This is a genomic window from Dongia sp., from assembly GCF_041905885.1.
GTDB lineage: Bacteria > Pseudomonadota > Alphaproteobacteria > Dongiales > Dongiaceae > Dongia.
On the sequence record NZ_JAYRKD010000035.1, the window covers coordinates 12,179 to 28,322 of the forward strand.

14 protein-coding genes are annotated in these 16,144 nt (G+C 65.3%); 6 read left to right on the forward strand and 8 right to left on the reverse strand.

Annotated features, from left to right (window positions below):
- The first annotated feature begins 43 nt into the window (after positions 1-43).
- The 5 genes from hutC (at position 44) to ACH2CY_RS25005 (ending at position 5,500) form a co-directional block, all read left to right on the forward strand.
- Entirely contained in the window at positions 44-763 is a 720-nt protein-coding gene (gene hutC, locus ACH2CY_RS24985; protein ID WP_395022545.1) for a histidine utilization repressor, read from the forward strand.
- A gap of 147 nt (positions 764-910) precedes the next feature.
- Entirely contained in the window at positions 911-1,555 is a 645-nt protein-coding gene (locus ACH2CY_RS24990) for a hypothetical protein (RefSeq protein ID WP_395022546.1), read from the forward strand.
- A gap of 120 nt (positions 1,556-1,675) precedes the next feature.
- Positions 1,676-3,544, forward strand: coding sequence for a PAS domain S-box protein (locus ACH2CY_RS24995; protein WP_395022547.1), 1,869 nt, complete (start codon positions 1,676-1,678; stop codon positions 3,542-3,544).
- A 118-nt stretch (positions 3,545-3,662) separates the two neighbouring features.
- The gene (locus tag ACH2CY_RS25000) at positions 3,663-5,153 is read left to right on the forward strand and encodes a GMC oxidoreductase (RefSeq protein WP_395022548.1); all 1,491 of its coding nucleotides are present in this window, start codon (positions 3,663-3,665) and stop codon (positions 5,151-5,153) included.
- Positions 5,150-5,500 (forward strand): hypothetical protein, encoded by a 351-nt coding sequence (locus ACH2CY_RS25005; RefSeq protein ID WP_395022549.1) that lies wholly within the window; start codon positions 5,150-5,152, stop codon positions 5,498-5,500. Before ACH2CY_RS25000 ends, ACH2CY_RS25005 begins: the two co-directional genes overlap by 4 nt.
- Here ACH2CY_RS25005 and ACH2CY_RS25010 read toward each other — a convergent pair.
- The 5 genes from ACH2CY_RS25010 to ACH2CY_RS25030 form a co-directional block, all read right to left on the reverse strand.
- On the reverse strand, positions 5,497-7,176 hold the full coding sequence (locus ACH2CY_RS25010) for a formate--tetrahydrofolate ligase (protein ID WP_395022550.1): 1,680 nt from the start codon (positions 7,174-7,176) through the stop codon (positions 5,497-5,499). The two genes, ACH2CY_RS25005 and ACH2CY_RS25010, sit on opposite strands and share 4 nt — an antisense overlap.
- Positions 7,177-7,364: 188 nt before the next feature.
- The gene (locus tag ACH2CY_RS25015) at positions 7,365-8,111 is read right to left on the reverse strand and encodes a hypothetical protein (protein ID WP_395022551.1); all 747 of its coding nucleotides are present in this window, start codon (positions 8,109-8,111) and stop codon (positions 7,365-7,367) included.
- A 2-nt stretch (positions 8,112-8,113) separates the two neighbouring features.
- Complete coding sequence (locus ACH2CY_RS25020) at positions 8,114-11,041, reverse strand: 2Fe-2S iron-sulfur cluster-binding protein (protein ID WP_395022552.1); 2,928 nt, start codon at positions 11,039-11,041, stop codon at positions 8,114-8,116.
- Positions 11,038-11,328: a sarcosine oxidase subunit delta gene (locus ACH2CY_RS25025; protein WP_395022553.1), complete on the reverse strand. Its 291-nt coding sequence runs from the start codon at positions 11,326-11,328 to the stop codon at positions 11,038-11,040. Before ACH2CY_RS25025 ends, ACH2CY_RS25020 begins: the two co-directional genes overlap by 4 nt.
- Before the next feature lie 2 nt (positions 11,329-11,330).
- Positions 11,331-12,587, reverse strand: coding sequence for an FAD-dependent oxidoreductase (locus tag ACH2CY_RS25030; protein WP_395022554.1), 1,257 nt, complete (start codon positions 12,585-12,587; stop codon positions 11,331-11,333).
- A gap of 139 nt (positions 12,588-12,726) precedes the next feature.
- On the opposite strand from ACH2CY_RS25030, the gene ACH2CY_RS25035 reads away from it, so the two are divergent.
- Positions 12,727-13,317 (forward strand): hypothetical protein, encoded by a 591-nt coding sequence (locus ACH2CY_RS25035; RefSeq protein WP_395022555.1) that lies wholly within the window; start codon positions 12,727-12,729, stop codon positions 13,315-13,317.
- Positions 13,318-13,372: 55 nt separating this feature from the next.
- Here ACH2CY_RS25035 and ACH2CY_RS25040 read toward each other — a convergent pair whose 3' ends face one another.
- The 3 genes from ACH2CY_RS25040 to ACH2CY_RS25050 are packed head-to-tail and all read right to left on the reverse strand — an operon-like array spanning position 13,373 to position 16,127.
- A complete protein-coding gene (locus ACH2CY_RS25040; protein ID WP_395022556.1) occupies positions 13,373-13,792 on the reverse strand; it encodes a hypothetical protein in 420 nt (139 codons plus the stop codon).
- A 10-nt stretch (positions 13,793-13,802) separates the two neighbouring features.
- A complete protein-coding gene (locus ACH2CY_RS25045; RefSeq protein WP_395022557.1) occupies positions 13,803-15,266 on the reverse strand; it encodes an FMN-binding glutamate synthase family protein in 1,464 nt (487 codons plus the stop codon).
- Positions 15,267-15,290: 24 nt separating this feature from the next.
- Entirely contained in the window at positions 15,291-16,127 is an 837-nt protein-coding gene (locus tag ACH2CY_RS25050; RefSeq protein WP_395022558.1) for a GXGXG motif-containing protein, read from the reverse strand.
- Between the last annotated feature and the right edge of the window lie 17 nt (positions 16,128-16,144).

Below are 16,144 nucleotides of genomic sequence, written 5' to 3' on the forward strand. Positions count from 1 at the left end.
GAAGTTGTCTATATTCACATTTCTTGCCTGTGGATGAGGTTTCGTGAACGCCGACACGCCTTCCCCGCTGCCGCGCTACAGCCAGATCAAGCGGATGATCTCGTCCCGCATCCAGTCCGGCGACTGGCGTCCCGGCGACCGCATCGCCTCCGAGGCGGAACTTGTCCGCGACATCGGCGTCAGCCGGATGACCATCAACCGGGCCTTGCGGGAGCTCACCCTCGAAGGCCAGTTGGTGCGGGTCCAAGGCGTCGGCACCTTCGTCGCCGAGAGCAAGGCGCAGTCGGCCTTGTTCGAGGTCAAGAACATCGCCGACGAGATTCGCGCCCGCGGCAGCCGGCACGAGGCCAGGGTTATTCTCCTGCGGCGCGAAGCCGCCAGCGAGCAGACCGCACGGCTGTTCGAGATGAAGTCCGGCGACGAGGTCTATCACTCGATCTTGCTGCATCTCGAAAACGACGTTCCGATCCAGATCGAGGACCGGCTGGTCGATCCACGGCTGGCCAAGGATTACCTGCAACAGGACTTCACCCGCATCACGCCCTTCGTCTATCTGACCGAGGTGGCGCCGATCTCCGAGGCCGAGCACGTCATCGAAGCCGTGCTGCCCGAGGCGGAGGAGCGCCGGCTGCTGAAGATCCCAGCCAAGGAACCCTGCATCCGCCTGCACCGCCGCACCTGGAGCGACGGCCGGCTGGTCTCTTGCGTCGATCTCACCTATCCCGGCAGCCGCTATCGGCTGAGCGGCCGGTTCAGGGCATAGGCTGGTGACTTGGAGCATTTGCCTAAACTTCTGGAGAGCGCGAGTCTCTGGAGTCTGCGCCCGCTTTCTTAACGGAACTTGAACGCGCTTTCCCCGCTATCGGTTCTTGAACCAAAGCAGGGGGTTGCGCGACCATCCGACAGGAATATGCCTTTCAAGGGAGTCCGCCCGGTGAAATCCTCGGCCTTGCGTGCTGTCATCCTGAGCCTGGTGCTGGTCTTCGGGCCGACTGCCTGCCTCTCCAGCGACGCCCCCAATCTCGCCGCCGAGGATCTGATCGAGCCGACGGATTTCGCCGGCGCCTATTTCGCGAGCGCCTTCCCCTATGATCCTTCGGACAACGAGACAGGCACGCTCGACGCCCAGGTCGAGGCGATCGGCGAGCGCAGCTATCGCATCACATTCGTCGAGGGCGAGCGCAAGGACGCGCCGGTGCTGCTGCGCATGCTGAAGCTCAACGATGGTCGGCTGCTCGGCGTCTTCACCGATCCCGATCCGGCCAAGGGCGCGCTCTATACCATCGTCTCCCAGGCATCGAACGGCGGCTGGGTGTTCCGCAACGTCGAGTTCAACCCGGAACGCCGCGACCGGACCTTGCGCGATGCGCTGACGCGCCACGGCGCCAGCGCGGTCGACTTCGACGACGCGCATGACGAGATCAAAGGCAGCCTCACTGCCGCCAACTTGCGGGCCTTGTTCTCAGATCCCGACTTCGCCGGGGCCTTGACCATGGAGCACGGCTTCCGGCTTTCGCCGAAGACTCCGGCGGTGACCACGAACGCCCTGGATTAACCGAGTTTGGCCGCTCGGTTCGGCACCGCCTACACGCACAAAGAGCGATACACAAGGCGCGCTCTCGGAATATAATCCGACAGCAAGCCCCTCGCCGGGGCGCCCGACTTTGCGTGCCGAATGAACCTGCGGTCACCGACGCCCTCGCTCCGCTACGGCTCAGCCGTAGTCGCCGTGATCCTCGCCATTGTCGCGCGGCAATTGCTCGATCCCTGGCTCGAGGACCGGCTGCCCTTCGCCTTCCAATACGTCGCACTGGCTTTCGCGGCCTGGTACGGTGGCTTCGGGCCGGCGCTGTTCGCACTCATCCTGGGCGTCCTCGGCACGCGCTACTTCATCCTGATGCCGCGCGGGTCGTTCGCCCTCGACAACGCCCAGCAGATCTGGGGCATCCTCCGCTACCTCATCGACGGCACGGCGATCGCCCTGCTGGGCTACGCGTTGAGCGCGGTGCGCCGCCAGACGACGGCCCTGCGCGCCAGCGAGACTCGCTACCGCCAGCTGGTCGAGTTCACCCTCGATGCGATCTGGATGCATACCGACGACAAGCTCGTCTACCTCAACCCGGAAGCGGTGCGGATGTTCGGCGCCGCCGATCCGGCCGAACTGCTCGGCCGGCCGGTGGACGACATCATCCATCCCGAGGAACGCCCGCGCGCCCTGGAGCGCCGCAAGATGATGCGCAGCACCGGCAAGCGCGCGCCGTTGACGGTGATGAAGTTCCAGCGCACCGACGGTACGCCGGTGCTGCTCGAGGTGCAGGCATCTCCGATCGAGTATGAAGGGCGGCCATCGATCGTCGCGATCGGCCGCGACGTCACCGAACGCATCCGCCTCGAAGAGCAGCTCCGGCAGTCGCAGAAGCTCGAGGCGGTCGGCCAGCTGACCGGGGGCATCGCCCATGACTTCAACAACCTGCTGACCATCATCGTCTGCAATCTCGACCTGATGAAGGAGCTGCCGAAGGTTCCGCCCTCCGCCATGCAGTCGATCGATCTCGCGCTCAATGCCGCCCTGCGCGGCGCCGATCTTACGCGGCGCCTGGTCGCCTTCGCCCGGAGCCAGTCGCTGGTGCCGCAGTCCTTCAGCCTCAACGACCGGGTCAGCGCGACGGTCGACCTGCTGCACCGGACGCTCGGCGAGCATGTCGAGATCAAGCTGGTGCTCGAGCCCAACCTCTGGCCGGCGATGGCCGATCCGAGCCAGTTCGAATCCGCCCTGGTCAACCTCGCGATCAATGCCCGCGACGCCATGGAGCAGAGCGGCCGCCTGACCATCGAGACCGCCAACACCCATCTCGACGAGGACTACGTCCGCGGCAACCCGGAAGTCGCGGTCGGCGATTATGCCCTGCTTTGCGTCTCCGATACCGGCAGCGGCATGACACCGGAAGTGCTGGCCCGCGCCTTCGAGCCCTTCTTCACCACCAAGGCGTCGAAAGGCACCGGCCTGGGCCTGAGCATGGTCTATGGATTCGCCCGGCAGTCGAAAGGCCATGTGAAGATCTACAGCGAGCCGGGCCACGGCACGACCATCCGGCTCTACCTGCCGCGCGCCGTCGCCAAGGCCGGCGCGACCGGCGCGCGAAAGCCGGACCTGCTGCAGGCGGCGCGACCCAATGAGCGCATCCTGGTGGTCGAGGACAACACCGACGTGCGCGAGACCGTGGTGCGGCAGTTGCGTGACCTCGGCTACGACACCTTGGAAGCGCCGGGCGGCGCGGAGGCAATCGACATCCTGGTGACCGACGAGCGCGTCGACCTGCTGTTCAGCGACGTGGTGATGCCGGGCGGCATGGACGGCACCCAGCTGGCGGAGGCGGCGACCGCGCTGCGGCCCGGTCTCAAGGTCCTGCTCACCTCCGGTTTCGCCCGAGCTTCGATCCAGGATGGCGCGACCAGCGCCTATCTGAAGAACCTGCTGAGCAAGCCCTATCGCAAGACCGAGCTCGCCGAGCGCCTGCGCGCCACGCTGGACGCCGCGGAATAGCGCACGGTTCCATGTCGCATCGGCAGGGTCGCCATGCCGCGGCAACGCGCCGCTGCAACCGGGCTGTCACGGAATCGACTTAAGATCCCGAGCTGATTTCAGCAGCGGACTTCCAGCGATGTTCATCGACGGACGAACACTTCCCGCCGGCAGCGTGATCGAGACCGACATCGCCATCATCGGTGCCGGCGCCGTCGGCATCACGCTTGCCCGGGAGCTGCGCGGCAGCAGCCGCGCTGTGACGCTGATCGAGAGCGGCGGCCTGGAGCTCGAAGCCGACACCCAGGCGCTCTACGAGGGCGAGAGCGGCGGCGTGGAATACCCGCTGGCGGAATCGCGCCTGCGCTTCTTCGGCGGCACCACGAACCACTGGGGCGGTTGGTGCCGACCCTTGCTGCCGCTCGATTTCGAGGGCCGCGACGCGCTGGGCATTCCCGCCTGGCCGATCACCCGCGCCGACCTCGACCCCTACTACCGCCGCGCCCAGGCGATCTGCCAATTGGGCGCCTTCGACTTCGACGATCCCGAGCCCTGGGAAGCCCGCACCGGTCTCGCCCCGATCGCCTTGCCGGGCGATGACCTGGTGACGCGCTTCTTTATCTACAGCCCGCCCACCCGCTTCGGCGAAGTCTATCGCGACGACGTCGCCAAGGCAGCGAACGTCAACACCTATCTCAACAGCAACGTGGTCGAGATCCTGCCGAACGAAGCGGCCAACCGGATCGAGCGCCTGAAGGTCGCGACCCTCGGCGGCAACGGCTTCGAGATTCGGCCGAGGCTCTGCATCCTCGCCGTCGGTGGGATCGAGAATGCGCGGCTGCTGCTGGCCTCGAACAGCGTGCAGGCGGCGGGCTTGGGCAACGGCAACGACCTGGTCGGCCGCTATTTCATGGAGCATGTGACGGCACCGGGCGATGTCGCAGCGATCGCGCTCGCCGACGAGACCCGCCTTCCCTACTACTACGTCCACACGCCGGATGTGGATCGGGCCAGCATGCGCGCGATCCTGATGCCGTCGGATGCCTATCTGAAACGCAGCAACGGCCTCGGCATCAGCCTCTCGCTCTACGAATCCCACAAGCCCGGCGCCGCGCCGCTCGAGCCCGCGGTCATCGCCATGCTGAAGAGCCTCGGCGGCGACGCGGCGCTAAGCGGTATGATCTACGGCGTTGCCTGCGCCCTGGAGCCCCTGCCCTCGGCCGAGAATCGCGTGACGCTGATCGGCGACCGCGATGCCCTGGGCCTGCCGCGCTCACGCCTCACCTGGCGCCCGACCCGCGCCGAGCGCGACGCGCTCACCAACAACCTCGATGCCCTGGCGCGCAGCTTCGGTGCCTGGGGCGGCGCGGTGAAACTGCTGGTTCCGGAAGGCGCCGACTGGAGCGACGACGAGATCGGCTGGGGCAATCACCACATGGGCACCACCCGCATGTCCGCCGATCCAAAGCGGGGCGTGGTCGATGCCAATGGCCGGGTGCACGGGATCGGCAATCTGCTCGTCGCCGGCAGCTCGGTCTTCCCCTCCTGCGGCGCGGTCAACCCGACCTTCACCATCGTGGCGCTGGCGCTCCGCATGGCGGACCATATCAAGGGAGGCTCGCTCGGATGATGACCCGACGCCATCTCCTGGCCGGTGCCGCGCTGCTCGCGCTGCCGTCGCGACAGGCTTTAGCCGGCGAAGTCGCTGCGACCGAGGCGCTGCTGGCCTTGTTGCCGGACCGTAATGCCGCCGCCCCGCTCGGTGCGACCTGGATTCAGCAGAAGCCGCAACAGCCGGGCGCGGTCCTGCAGAGCCTGCAGCAGCGGCTCGGTATCGCCGATGCCCGGAAAATGCGCGACGCCATTGCAGAGGACTTCCGCAATGGCGCCATCGTCAAGATCGAAGGTTGGCAGATTGCGAGGACCCAGGCCGAGCTCTGCGCCCTCGCTTACTTCGCGAAATCCGGCGGCCTCTAGAACAGCCCCTCGACCTCACCGCGCTCGTTCAGCTTGATGTGGTTGGCACTGGGGACGCGCGGCAGGCCCGGCATGGTCATGATCTCGCCGCAGATGACGACGATGAACTCGGCGCCGGCGGAAAGCCGGATCTCGCGGATCGGCACCACGTGGTTCGACGGCGCGCCCTTGAGGTTCGGGTCGGTGGAGAAGCTGTACTGGGTCTTCGCCATGCAGACCGGGTACTTGCCGAAGCCCATCTTCTCGAACTCGGCAAAGCGGTCGCGGACCACCTTGTCGGCGATGATGCCCTGGGCGCCGTAGAGGTTCTGGGCGATGGTGCGTACCTTGTCCCAGAGCGGCATCTCGTCGGGATAGAGCGGCGCGAAGTTGTTCGGCTTCTCGCAGAGCGCCACGACCGCATGGGCCAGCTTCTCGGTGCCGGCGCCGCCTTCGGCCCAGTGGTTGCACTCGAAGGCCTCGGTGCCCAATTCAGCGCAGAGCTGGCGGATTGCCGCCAGTTCGGCATCGGTGTCGGCGACGAAGCGGTTCAGCGCCACGATCGGGGTCACGCCGAACTTCTTCACATTCTCGATATGGCGGGCGAGGTTCGCCGCACCCTTCTTGAGCGCCTCGACATTCTCCTTGCCGAGGTCTTCCTTGGCGACGCCGCCATGCATCTTCAGCGCGCGGATGGTGCCGACGATGACCACCGCGTTGGGCTTCAGGCCGGCCTTCCGACACTTGATGTCGAAGAACTTCTCGGCGCCGAGATCGGCGCCGAAGCCGGCCTCGGTCACCACGTAGTCGGCAAGCTTCAGCGCCGCCTTGGTGGCGATCGCCGTGTTGCAGCCATGGGCGATGTTGGCGAAGGGGCCGCCATGGATGAAGGCCGGGTTGTTCTCCAGGGTCTGCACCAGGTTGGGCGCGATCGCGTCCTTCAAGAGCACGGTCATCGGGCCGTCGGCCTTCAAGTCGCGGGCATAGATCGGCTTCTTCTCGCGGGTATAGCCGACGATGATGTTGCCGAGCCGCTTGGTGAGGTCGTTGATGTCGGTCGAAAGGCAGAAGATCGCCATGACTTCCGAGGCGACGGTGATGTCGAACCCGTCCTCGCGCGGAAAGCCGTTGGCCGTCCCACCAAGACTGCCGACGATCGAGCGCAGCGCGCGGTCGTTCATGTCCATGACCCGGCGCCACTGGATGCGGCGGGAGTCGAAGCCGAGCTCGTTGCCCCAGTAGATGTGGTTGTCGATCAAGGCGGAGAGCAGGTTGTGCGCGGTGCCGATCGCGTGGAAGTCGCCGGTGAAGTGGAGATTGATGTCTTCCATCGGCACGACCTGGGCGTAGCCGCCGCCGGCCGCACCGCCCTTCACGCCGAAGCAGGGCCCGAGCGAAGGCTCGCGCAGGCAGATCATGGTCTTCTTGCCGATCCGGTTGAGGCCGTCGCCGAGGCCCACCGTCGTCGTAGTCTTGCCTTCGCCGGCCGGCGTCGGGTTGATCGCGGTCACCAGGATCAGCTTGCCGTCGGGCTTCGACGACAGCGACTTGATGAAATCCATCCCGATCTTGGCCTTGGTATGGCCGTAGGGAATGAGGTGCTCCTCGGGAATGCCGAGCTTCGACGCGATCTCGCGGATCGGCTTCATCTTGGCCTGGCGTGCGATCTCGATGTCGCTGCCGACTTTCTTGCTCATGGAATGCGCTCCTGACTTCCCTATGGGGCCGATTTGGGGGCGGGTCGGCCGATTAAATTGCCGAGAGATTAGTGGGCTTTAGTGACCCTTTTTTGCCTGGCCGCGACTGTTTCCCGTCGCTTTTCCGCCAGCCCTTGGAAATCCCAGAGGGGCCATTCCATCATGGCAAAGCGCCTATGAGGGCTTCGTCATGTTTGGGCCTCGCCCAACCGGCGCAGGGCCTGGAGCCCCACCGGCGCACCGCCGAACTCCGACATGGCGTCGAGGACGGCGCCCCAGAGATACTCGGCGGAAGCGACGTCTGCCAAGAGGTGGAAGCCCGGAATCGCCCCCCCATTTGGTCCAATGGGGTCATCCCTAATGACGATGCCGCTCATCTTCGCCAAAGAGGTTTGCGCAATTTGGCCCGGCCGGAACTTGTGCGGCCGCAGGTCGACTCCGCAGATCTTGGCGAACATCTCAGGTGCCGCCGAACCGGTGATCATGAACCAGGCATGGCTGTCCTGGCGCGGCATCGGATAGCCGATCAGCTTGCGGGGCTTCTCCGTGCCCCAACTCCAGGCGCCGTTCAGCTTGTCGATCAGCGCGCCGGTCCCCTCCAGCCCGTCGATCAGGAAGATCTCAGTCGGCGCCAGGCGGGCGGCGAGCGCGCCGCCTTCCTGGCGGTAGGCCATGTTGCTGTCGGCGCCGATGCTGAGCCCCTGCCCTTGCAGCCAGTCGGCCGTGCCTGCGCCCTTGAAGCCGGTGCGCGGCAGGCCGGAAAGATCGGCAATCGCCATCTTCTGCGCGCGGCCAAGCTCGGAATCCGGGCTGCCGTAATGCATCGGCACGGCGCAGCTGTTGATGACCTCGCAGAAGGCGCCGGCAGCCTGGGTCTCGCGGTAGATCGGCGAGCGGCGGAGCTGGTTCTGGGCGAAGACTTTCGGCAGAGCCATGCTTACATCTCCTGCCGCTTGGCTTCGGAATCATAGAACGGTAGCGCGACGACCAGCGCCTCGATCATCCTTCCGCCGTCGATCTTGATCGCGATCTTCGCATCCGGCTTGGCGTCGTCGGGATGCACATAGGCGAGGCCGACGACCTTGCCGAGGTTGGGCGAGCGCACCGCCGAGGTCACGCGGCCGACGATCTCGCCATCGCGAATCACCAGGTGGCATTCCTCGGGGCAAGGCAGCGCCGGATCATCCAGGACAAAGCCGACCAGCTTCCGAATGAGCGGCATCTTCGCCATGATCTGGGTGGAGCGGCCGCCGACGAAGAAGGGCTTGGTCTTGGCCAAGGCCCAAGGCATGTCGGCCTCCCAGACATTGGTCAGGCCGTCGGTGTCCTGGCTGACGATGATATGGCCCTTCTCCAGCCGCAGCACGCGCTGCGCCTCGACACCGAAGGGACGGATGTTTTCGGCAGCGCCCGCCTCCATCAGCGCATCCCAGAGCGCCTCGCCATAGCCGTAAGGCACGTGGATCTCGTAGCCGAGCTCGCCGACGAAGCCGACGCGCAGCAGCCGGGCCGGAATACCCGCGACCGTACCCATCCGGACGCCGAGATACGGGAAGGCCTCGGCCGAAAGGTCGATGTCCGTGCAGACCTTCTGCAGCACTTGGCGGGATTTCGGCCCGGCGATGTTCACGCCGGCATAGGCCGCCGTGACGTTGGCGACATCGACGTCCAGCCGCCATTGCGCGTTCCATTGCAGCATCGAGCGATAGACCGCATCGACCCCGCTGGTGGTCGCGGTGACGTAGAAATGCTCCTCGCCGAAGCGACAGGCGACGCCGTCATCGGTGATCACGCCGGCCTGGTCGGTCATCAGCACGTAGCGCGACTTGCCGACCGCGAGCTTGGTGTAGGTGAAGGTGTACATGCGGTTCAGGAACTCGGCCGCATCCGGCCCGCGGACGTCGAGGCCGCCCAAGGTCGAGACGTCGATCAGGCCGACATTGTTGCGGACCGCCAGCACCTCCTCACGGATCGCTTTCTCGCGGTCGCCCTTCTTGCCGTAATAGGCCGGGCGCCACCAGATACCGGCCGGCATCATCTGTGCGCCCAGTTCCAGGTGGCGGTGGTGCATCGCCGTACGGCGCTCGGGATCGAAGATCCGGCCGGCGAGATGGGCGAACTTCTCCGGCGTGTAGGGTGGGCGCTGGGTGGTCACGGTCATCGAGGCGAGGTCGCGCCCGGTCTCGCGGGCGACGATCCGCACCGCGGCGACGGCCGAATGCTTGCCTTGCGACGGGCCCATGCCGACCGTGGAATAGCGCTTCAGCAGCTCGACATTGTCGAAGCCGTCGGCGATGCCGTTGATCAGGTCCTCGTACTTGAGGTCCTCGTCGAAATCGACGAACTCGCCGCCCTTGGCGTGTGGGAAGATCGGCCAGGGATGGGTCTGGTTCTTGGCGCAGATCTCGCCGGGATTGGTCGGCTCGGCACCGACCGAAAGGCCTGCCTGCTTCGCTGCCTGCCAGCCGGCCCGCGCACCATCGGCACGCACCTGGTCGAGGCTGAACACCCCGCCGACCGAGCCCGCGGCATAGATGCCGGTCGGGAGATGGTCGAGCTGGAACATGGAGCTTTCGACGCAGTATTGGAACTTGGCGCCGGCATGCAGCAGCAGATGCGCCGCCGGGCTGTAGCCGGTCGACATCAGCACCAGGTCGCAGTCATAGCTGGCGGTGGGATCGCCCAGCTTACCTTCGCCGATGATCGGCGCCACCGCGACGCCGATCACATGCTCCTTGTTGTGGTGATAGGCCTCCTGGATCGCCGAGCCGGTCACCACGGGCACGCCGGCCTTGCGCACCGCGAACGAAAGCGGTGTCACCGGCGGCACCTCGCGGAGGTCGACCACCGCCGCCACTTCGCTGCCGATCTTCAGCAGGTCGATCGCCTGGGCATAGCCGTCGTCATTGGCGGTCAGCACCACGGCCTTCCGGCCGGGGCGCACGCCGTAGAAATGAATGAGGCGCTGCGCCGCCGAGCCCAGCATGATGCCGGGCAGATCGTTGTTGCGGAACACCGCCGGCTGCTCGATCGAGCCGGTCGCGACCACCACAGCCTTGGCGCGGAGCTTGTAGAAGCGATTGCCGCGAACGATCGGAATCCAGTTGTCGGCAAAGAGGCCGGTCACCACCGCATCAGTCATGACCTTGATGTTGGTCGCGGCCCGAACGGCGCCGAGCAGGTCGCCGTCCGCCTTGCAGGCTGCCTCGCCGCTCTCGTCGAAACGCGCATAGTTGAGGCAGCCGCCGAGCTTCGGGTTCTCGTCGATCAGGATGACTTCGCCGCCGGCCTTCGCGGCCTCGATTGCCGCCGCCATGCCGGCCGGGCCGCCGCCAATCACCGCTACATCGGCGAAAAGATACTGCTTGTCGTAGTAGCCGTGATGCGCGTGCGGGTCGATCTTGCCGAGGCCGGCCATCTTGCGGACGATCGGCTCCCAGAATTTCCAGGAGCTGCGCTTCTCGTGGAAGGTCTTGTAGTAGAAGCCCACGGGCAGGAATTTCGAGACCCACTCGACGAAGCGGCCGGCGTCGCTCTCGAAGGAGCCGAAGTAGTTCTGTCCCTCGACCACCAGGCCCGGCGCGATCTTTCGCTTGTCGGCGAGGCAGTTCGGCTCGTCGGCGACCTGGACCAGGGTGTTCGCGTCCTGGCCGATCATGGTCAGCACGCCGCGCGGCCGGTGATATTTGAAGCTGCGCGAGACGATCCACTGCCCGTTGGCGCAAAGTGCACTGGCGATCGTATCGCCCTGGTAGCCCTCGACGAAGGCACCCTCGAAACTGAAGGTGACCGGCTTCGTCCGGTCGATGAACTGGCCGCGATTGGGCAGGCGGTTCATGCCGCCATAGGGCACGGGCGCGTTCATGGTTTCGCTCCCGCAAAGTCGACGCGCGATTTGAACACCTCGGAAGCCGGATAGGTCTTCACGATCTCATCGGTCACGGTGTTGCGCTCGGCGATGAACCAGAAGGAGGTGGGTACATGGCACCACCATTCCCGCACCACGCCGGCGGTGTTGTTCTCCAGGAAGACGTAGTCGGCCCAGTCGCGGTCGCTGAGCTTGGCATCGTCGGGCATCGGCTTCACTTCGCCGCCCCAGACGAACTCGCTGATGTTGCGCGGACCGTTAAGCGGACAGTTCATGATTTTCATGGCTAGTGCCCCACCGAAGCGGCGCCCTTTTCACCCACCTGGCTGTAGGTGAGGAAGCGCTCGTAGGAGAAGGGCTCGATCAGCTCGTGCGGTCTGTTGTTGGCGATGGTGTAGGCCATGGTCTTGCCGCAGACCGGTGTCGCCTTGAAGCCCCAGGTGCCCCAGCCGCTGTCGATGTAATAGTTCTCAAGCGGCGTCAGGCCCATGATCGGCGAGAAGTCCGGCGTCATGTCGGCCATGCCGGCCCATTGGCGCAGGATCTTCACCTCGCCCAGCATCGGCAGCAGTTCCAGCATATGGCCGAGCAGGCCTTCCTTGAAATCGAGGGTCGAGCGGGTCGAGTAGAGGCCATAAGGATCGGTGGAACCGCCCATGACCAGTTCGCCGCGCGACGACTGCGAGACATAGACGTGCAGGCTGCCCGAGACGATGATCTGGTCCAGGAAGGGCTTCAGCGGCACCGAGACGCAGGCCTGCAGCGGGATGGTGCGGATCGGCAGCTTGAAGCCGGCCATCTTGGCAACGACCGAGGTCATGCCGGCGACTGCCTGCATCACCTGCCCGGCCCCGATCGTGCCCCGCGTCGTTTCGACGCCCTTCACCTTGCCGCCTTCGATGACCAGGCCAGTGACGCCGGTCTGCTGGTGGATCTCGACCCCCATCTGGCTGGCGCGGGCGGCATAGCCCCAGGCGACCGCGTCGTGGCGCGCGATCGATCCCGGCGGATGGTAGAGCGCGCCCAGGATCGGGTAGCGCACGTCGTCGCTCATGTTCAGCGACGGGCAGAGCTTGGCGATGTCGTCCGGATAGATCAGCTCCGAATCGACGCCAAGATGCTTGTTCACCTCGGCCCGCCAGCGGCTGGTGCGCATGGCGGCATCGGTATGCGCCAGGGTGAAATGCCCGCGCTCGGAATAGAGGATGTTGAAGTCGAGATCCTGGGAGAGATCGCGATAGAGCCGCAGCGACTCCTCGTAGAATTTGACACCTTCCGGCGTCAGATAGTTGGAGCGGATGATCGCGGTGTTGCGCGCGGTGTTGCCGCCGGCGAGATAGCCGCGCTCCAGCACGCAGACATTGGTGATGCCGTGGTTGCGGGCGAGGTAATAGGCGCAGGCGAGCGCATGGCCGCCGCCGCCGATGATCACCACGTCATAGTGGGATTTCAGCTCGCTTGCCGGCGGGATGTAGCGGAACGCCGGGTACTTCTTGCGGAGCCCGTATTTCAGCAGCCCGGTGGGCAAAAAGGCCGGCAACATTCGCGTCAGATCCCCAGGATTTCAGCAGAAACAGAGGTCGCCCGACGATAGCCGCGGTTTTCCCCCGGTTCAACAAACTTTCCCATCATTCATCACCCTGCATCTTGCCAAACTGCCCGCGCCGCTGCACCCTTGCGCCATGGCATGCCGCGCCAGCAACAACGTCGTCCGCATGGGTCCCGCCGCCGAGAAGGTGCGCGACGACTTCCTGCATTGGCAATGCCGGATTCGCCAGATCGCCATGCGCGACGGCGCCGGCCGCCCGTCGCCCGGCATGCGGCCCGCCGTTCTCGCCGAGGACGACAGCGAGCTTCATCCCGGCGTCATGGTGGTGATCCACAAGAGCGAGCCGGAGCATACGACCTCCCTGTTCCGCCACCAGGTCCTGAAGACCCAGGACCCGGTCGAGCGCTGGGAGAAGGCGATCGAGCATATGGCCGCCGGCTATTTCCAGAAATCCGCCGATTTCGACGAGCGGCTGACCGCCCTGTTCGGCCCCGCGGCGCCGATCAGCGACACCATGCTGAACCACGGTCGCGTCCTGCTGGACTTCGCCGAATACGGCCAGCGGTTCCGACTGCCGGTCTCGGTCGTGGAATTGCCGGAGCATGATCCGCTCTATCAGTCCACCTATTGGCACAATCGCCTGTTCAACCCGAACATGCCGGCCGGCGTCCGCGTGCTCTGCTTCACCCCCGATTGGCGCCGCGCGCAAGTAGACGCCGCCTGAAAAAGAGCCCCCGCTCCGGCCGAGAATGACCGGAGCGAGGGCTTCCTCGAGGTGATCAGAACTTCCGATAGGCCTTGTTCAGGTCCACCATCGGGTGACGCTTCGACATCTGGAACTTGATCAGCAGCTCGCGCGCGATCATGTCGCGGTCCTGCTGGTTGTCCGGCAGCTTGATGTTCTTCGGCACCGTCACCCAGCCGTTGATGTTGCGGTCGAACACCGCCGCTCTACCTTCCTCGTAGCCCATGTGGACGTCCTCGAGCCAGTTGAGGTCGTCCCAGCCCATGATCTCCATGTACTTCTTCAGAAAGGGCGTGATCCGCCCGTAATCCGGCACTAGGTTCACATCGTAGCGATAGCCGATGTGCTGCCCGATCTCCTTCTCGCGCGCGGAATCCAAGCCTGACGGCGACTTCAGGAACTTGTTGACGTCGTCCTTGCCCTTGCCGCCCTTCGGCGCGGTCGGTTTTGCCATGATGCGCTCCTCAGTACCGGTTCATGTCGGGGCGGCCGACGGTGTGCTGCGAGCCGGCGAGCGGCACCTGGGCAAGCGCGGAGGCTTCCATGGTCAGGGCCGCGAGGTCTTCCGGCTCCAGCGAGTGGATGTTGGTCTTGCCGCAGGCGCGGGCCATCATCTGCGCCTCGATGGTGAGGCAGTGCAGGAAGTTGTAGACCCGCTCCGCCGCCTCGTCGGGATCCAGCCGCGCGCGCAGCTTCGGATCCTGGGTGGCAACGCCGACCGGGCAGCGGCCGGTATGGCAGTGATAGCAATAGCCCGCCTCGCAGCCGATCTCGTTCGGGAAGTCGGCTTCCGGGATATCCTTGTTGCAGTTCAAGGCCATCAGCGCCGAATGACCGATCGCGACCGCGTCGGCGCCGAGCGCCAAGGCCTTCGCGACGTCGCCGCCGTTCCGGATGCCGCCGGCATAGACCAGGCTGATCTCGCCCGACTTGCCCACGTCGTCCAAGGCCTTGCGGGCCTGGCGGATCGCGGCGATGCCGGGAACGCCGGTCTCTTCGGTCGCGACATGCGGGCCGGCGCCGGTACCGCCTTCCATGCCGTCGATGTAGATGGAGTCAGGACCGGTCTTCGCCGCCATGCGGACGTCGTCATAGACGCGGGCCGCACCGAGCTTCAGCTGGATCGGGATCTGGCCGTCGGTCGCCTCGCGCACCTCGTTGATCTTCAGCGCGAGATCATCGGGGCCAAGCCAGTCCGGATGGCGTGCCGGCGAGCGCTGGTCGATGCCGGCGGGCAGCGAGCGCATTTCCGCGACCTGGTCGGTCACCTTCTGGCCCATCAAATGGCCGCCCAAGCCGACCTTACAGCCCTGGCCGATGAAGAACTCGCAGGCATCGGCCAGCTGCAGGTGGTGCGGGTTGAAGCCATAGCGCGACTGGATGCACTGGTAGAACCACTTGGAGCTATAGCGGCGTTCGTCGGGGATCATGCCGCCTTCGCCGGAGCAGGTCGCGGTGCCGGCCATGGTGGCGCCACGGGCCAGCGCGATCTTCGCCTCGAAGGAGAGCGCGCCGAAGCTCATGCCCGTGATGTAGACCGGGATGTCGAGCACCAGCGGGCGCTTGGCCTTCGGACCGATCACGGTCTTGGTCAGGCATTTCTCGCGATAGCCCTCGATCACGAAGCGGGTCAGCGTTCCGGGCAGGAAGGTCAAGTCGTCCCAGCTCGGGATCTTCTTGAAGAGCGAGAAGCCGCGCATGCGGTAGCGGCCGAGCTCCGACTTGATATGGATATCGTCGATCACCGTCGGGGGAAAGATGAAGCTGTTGCCCAGCCGATGGGTGTCGCGCGACAGCGGCTTCTTGTTCTTTTTCGGCGCGGGCTTGCCGGCCGGCTTCGGCGCGGTCTTGATCAGCTTAACCGCGGCCTTCGACTTTGCCAGCTTGGGCGTGCTTTTCTTCGCCGGGGTCTTCTTCGCGTTTGCCATGAGAGTTTCCTTTCGATCCCCGGATTACAGAATGAGCTTCTTCTCGGAAGGCTCGAGATTGTCGTAGTTCCAGAGCTGACGCCCGGCGACGATCTTGGTCATGTTCTTGACGCCCTTCGGCGCCTTCAGGCCGTAGAGCTTCAATTTCCGTTCGAGCCACTGGCAGTCGAGCTCGGTCATCTCGCCCGGCACTGCATCGACGCCGAGTTCCTCGATCTTGCCGCCGACATAGATCGTGCCGTCGTACATCGAATCGCCGAGGTTCTTGCCGGCATCGCCGAGGATCACCATGCGGCCGCGCTGCATCATGAAGCCGCAGAAGGCGCCGGCCCTGCCGCCGACGATGATCGTGCCGCCCTTCATGTCGATGCCCATGCGGGCGCCGACATCGCCCATGCAGACCAGATCGCCGCCGCGGATCGCGGCACCGAAGGTCGAGCCCGCGTTCTTCTCGACGATCACGGTCCCGGCCAGCATGTTCTCGGCGCAGGACCAACCCACCCGGCCCTTGATCCGGACGTTCGGCCCGTCGATCAGGCCGACGCCGAAGTAGCCGAGGCTGCCCTCGATGATCAAGTTCAGCTTGTTCAGGATGCCGACCGCGACCCCGTGCTTGGCGCCCGGGTTCTTCAGCACGATGGTGCCGTTGCCCTTGCTGAGCAGCTCGCGGATCTTGTGGTTGATCTCGGTCGGCGTCAGCTTTGCCGCATCGAACTCGGCGCGCTTGTTGAAGTCGACGTCGTAGGCGCCGGGATAGGTGAAATTCTCCTCGGCATCCGGCTCGAAGAATCGTTGCTGGGTGCGGCCCGAGAGACGCTCGGTGTGCATCCCCATGTCATGCGATTTGGTACGAAGCGCCATGGCAGGTTTCCGTTCTC

What these genes read in the sequence shown, in the direction of transcription:
- ACH2CY_RS25000 (WP_395022548.1), top strand. Translation starts at nt 3,663, where the DNA reads ATGTTCATCGACGGACGAACACTTCCCGCCGGCAGCGTGATCGAGACC.
- ACH2CY_RS25045 (WP_395022557.1), bottom strand. Translation starts at nt 15,266, where the DNA reads ATGGCAAACGCGAAGAAGACCCCGGCGAAGAAAAGCACGCCCAAGCTG.
- ACH2CY_RS25030 (WP_395022554.1), bottom strand. Translation starts at nt 12,587, where the DNA reads ATGTTGCCGGCCTTTTTGCCCACCGGGCTGCTGAAATACGGGCTCCGC.
- ACH2CY_RS24995 (WP_395022547.1), top strand. Translation starts at nt 1,676, where the DNA reads ATGAACCTGCGGTCACCGACGCCCTCGCTCCGCTACGGCTCAGCCGTA.
- ACH2CY_RS25015 (WP_395022551.1), bottom strand. Translation starts at nt 8,111, where the DNA reads ATGGCTCTGCCGAAAGTCTTCGCCCAGAACCAGCTCCGCCGCTCGCCG.
- ACH2CY_RS25005 (WP_395022549.1), top strand. Translation starts at nt 5,150, where the DNA reads ATGATGACCCGACGCCATCTCCTGGCCGGTGCCGCGCTGCTCGCGCTG.
- ACH2CY_RS25040 (WP_395022556.1), bottom strand. Translation starts at nt 13,792, where the DNA reads ATGGCAAAACCGACCGCGCCGAAGGGCGGCAAGGGCAAGGACGACGTC.
- ACH2CY_RS25010 (WP_395022550.1), bottom strand. Translation starts at nt 7,176, where the DNA reads ATGAGCAAGAAAGTCGGCAGCGACATCGAGATCGCACGCCAGGCCAAG.
- ACH2CY_RS24990 (WP_395022546.1), top strand. Translation starts at nt 911, where the DNA reads ATGCCTTTCAAGGGAGTCCGCCCGGTGAAATCCTCGGCCTTGCGTGCT.
- ACH2CY_RS25020 (WP_395022552.1), bottom strand. Translation starts at nt 11,041, where the DNA reads ATGAACGCGCCCGTGCCCTATGGCGGCATGAACCGCCTGCCCAATCGC.
- ACH2CY_RS25025 (WP_395022553.1), bottom strand. Translation starts at nt 11,328, where the DNA reads ATGAAAATCATGAACTGTCCGCTTAACGGTCCGCGCAACATCAGCGAG.
- ACH2CY_RS25035 (WP_395022555.1), top strand. Translation starts at nt 12,727, where the DNA reads ATGGCATGCCGCGCCAGCAACAACGTCGTCCGCATGGGTCCCGCCGCC.
- ACH2CY_RS25050 (WP_395022558.1), bottom strand. Translation starts at nt 16,127, where the DNA reads ATGGCGCTTCGTACCAAATCGCATGACATGGGGATGCACACCGAGCGT.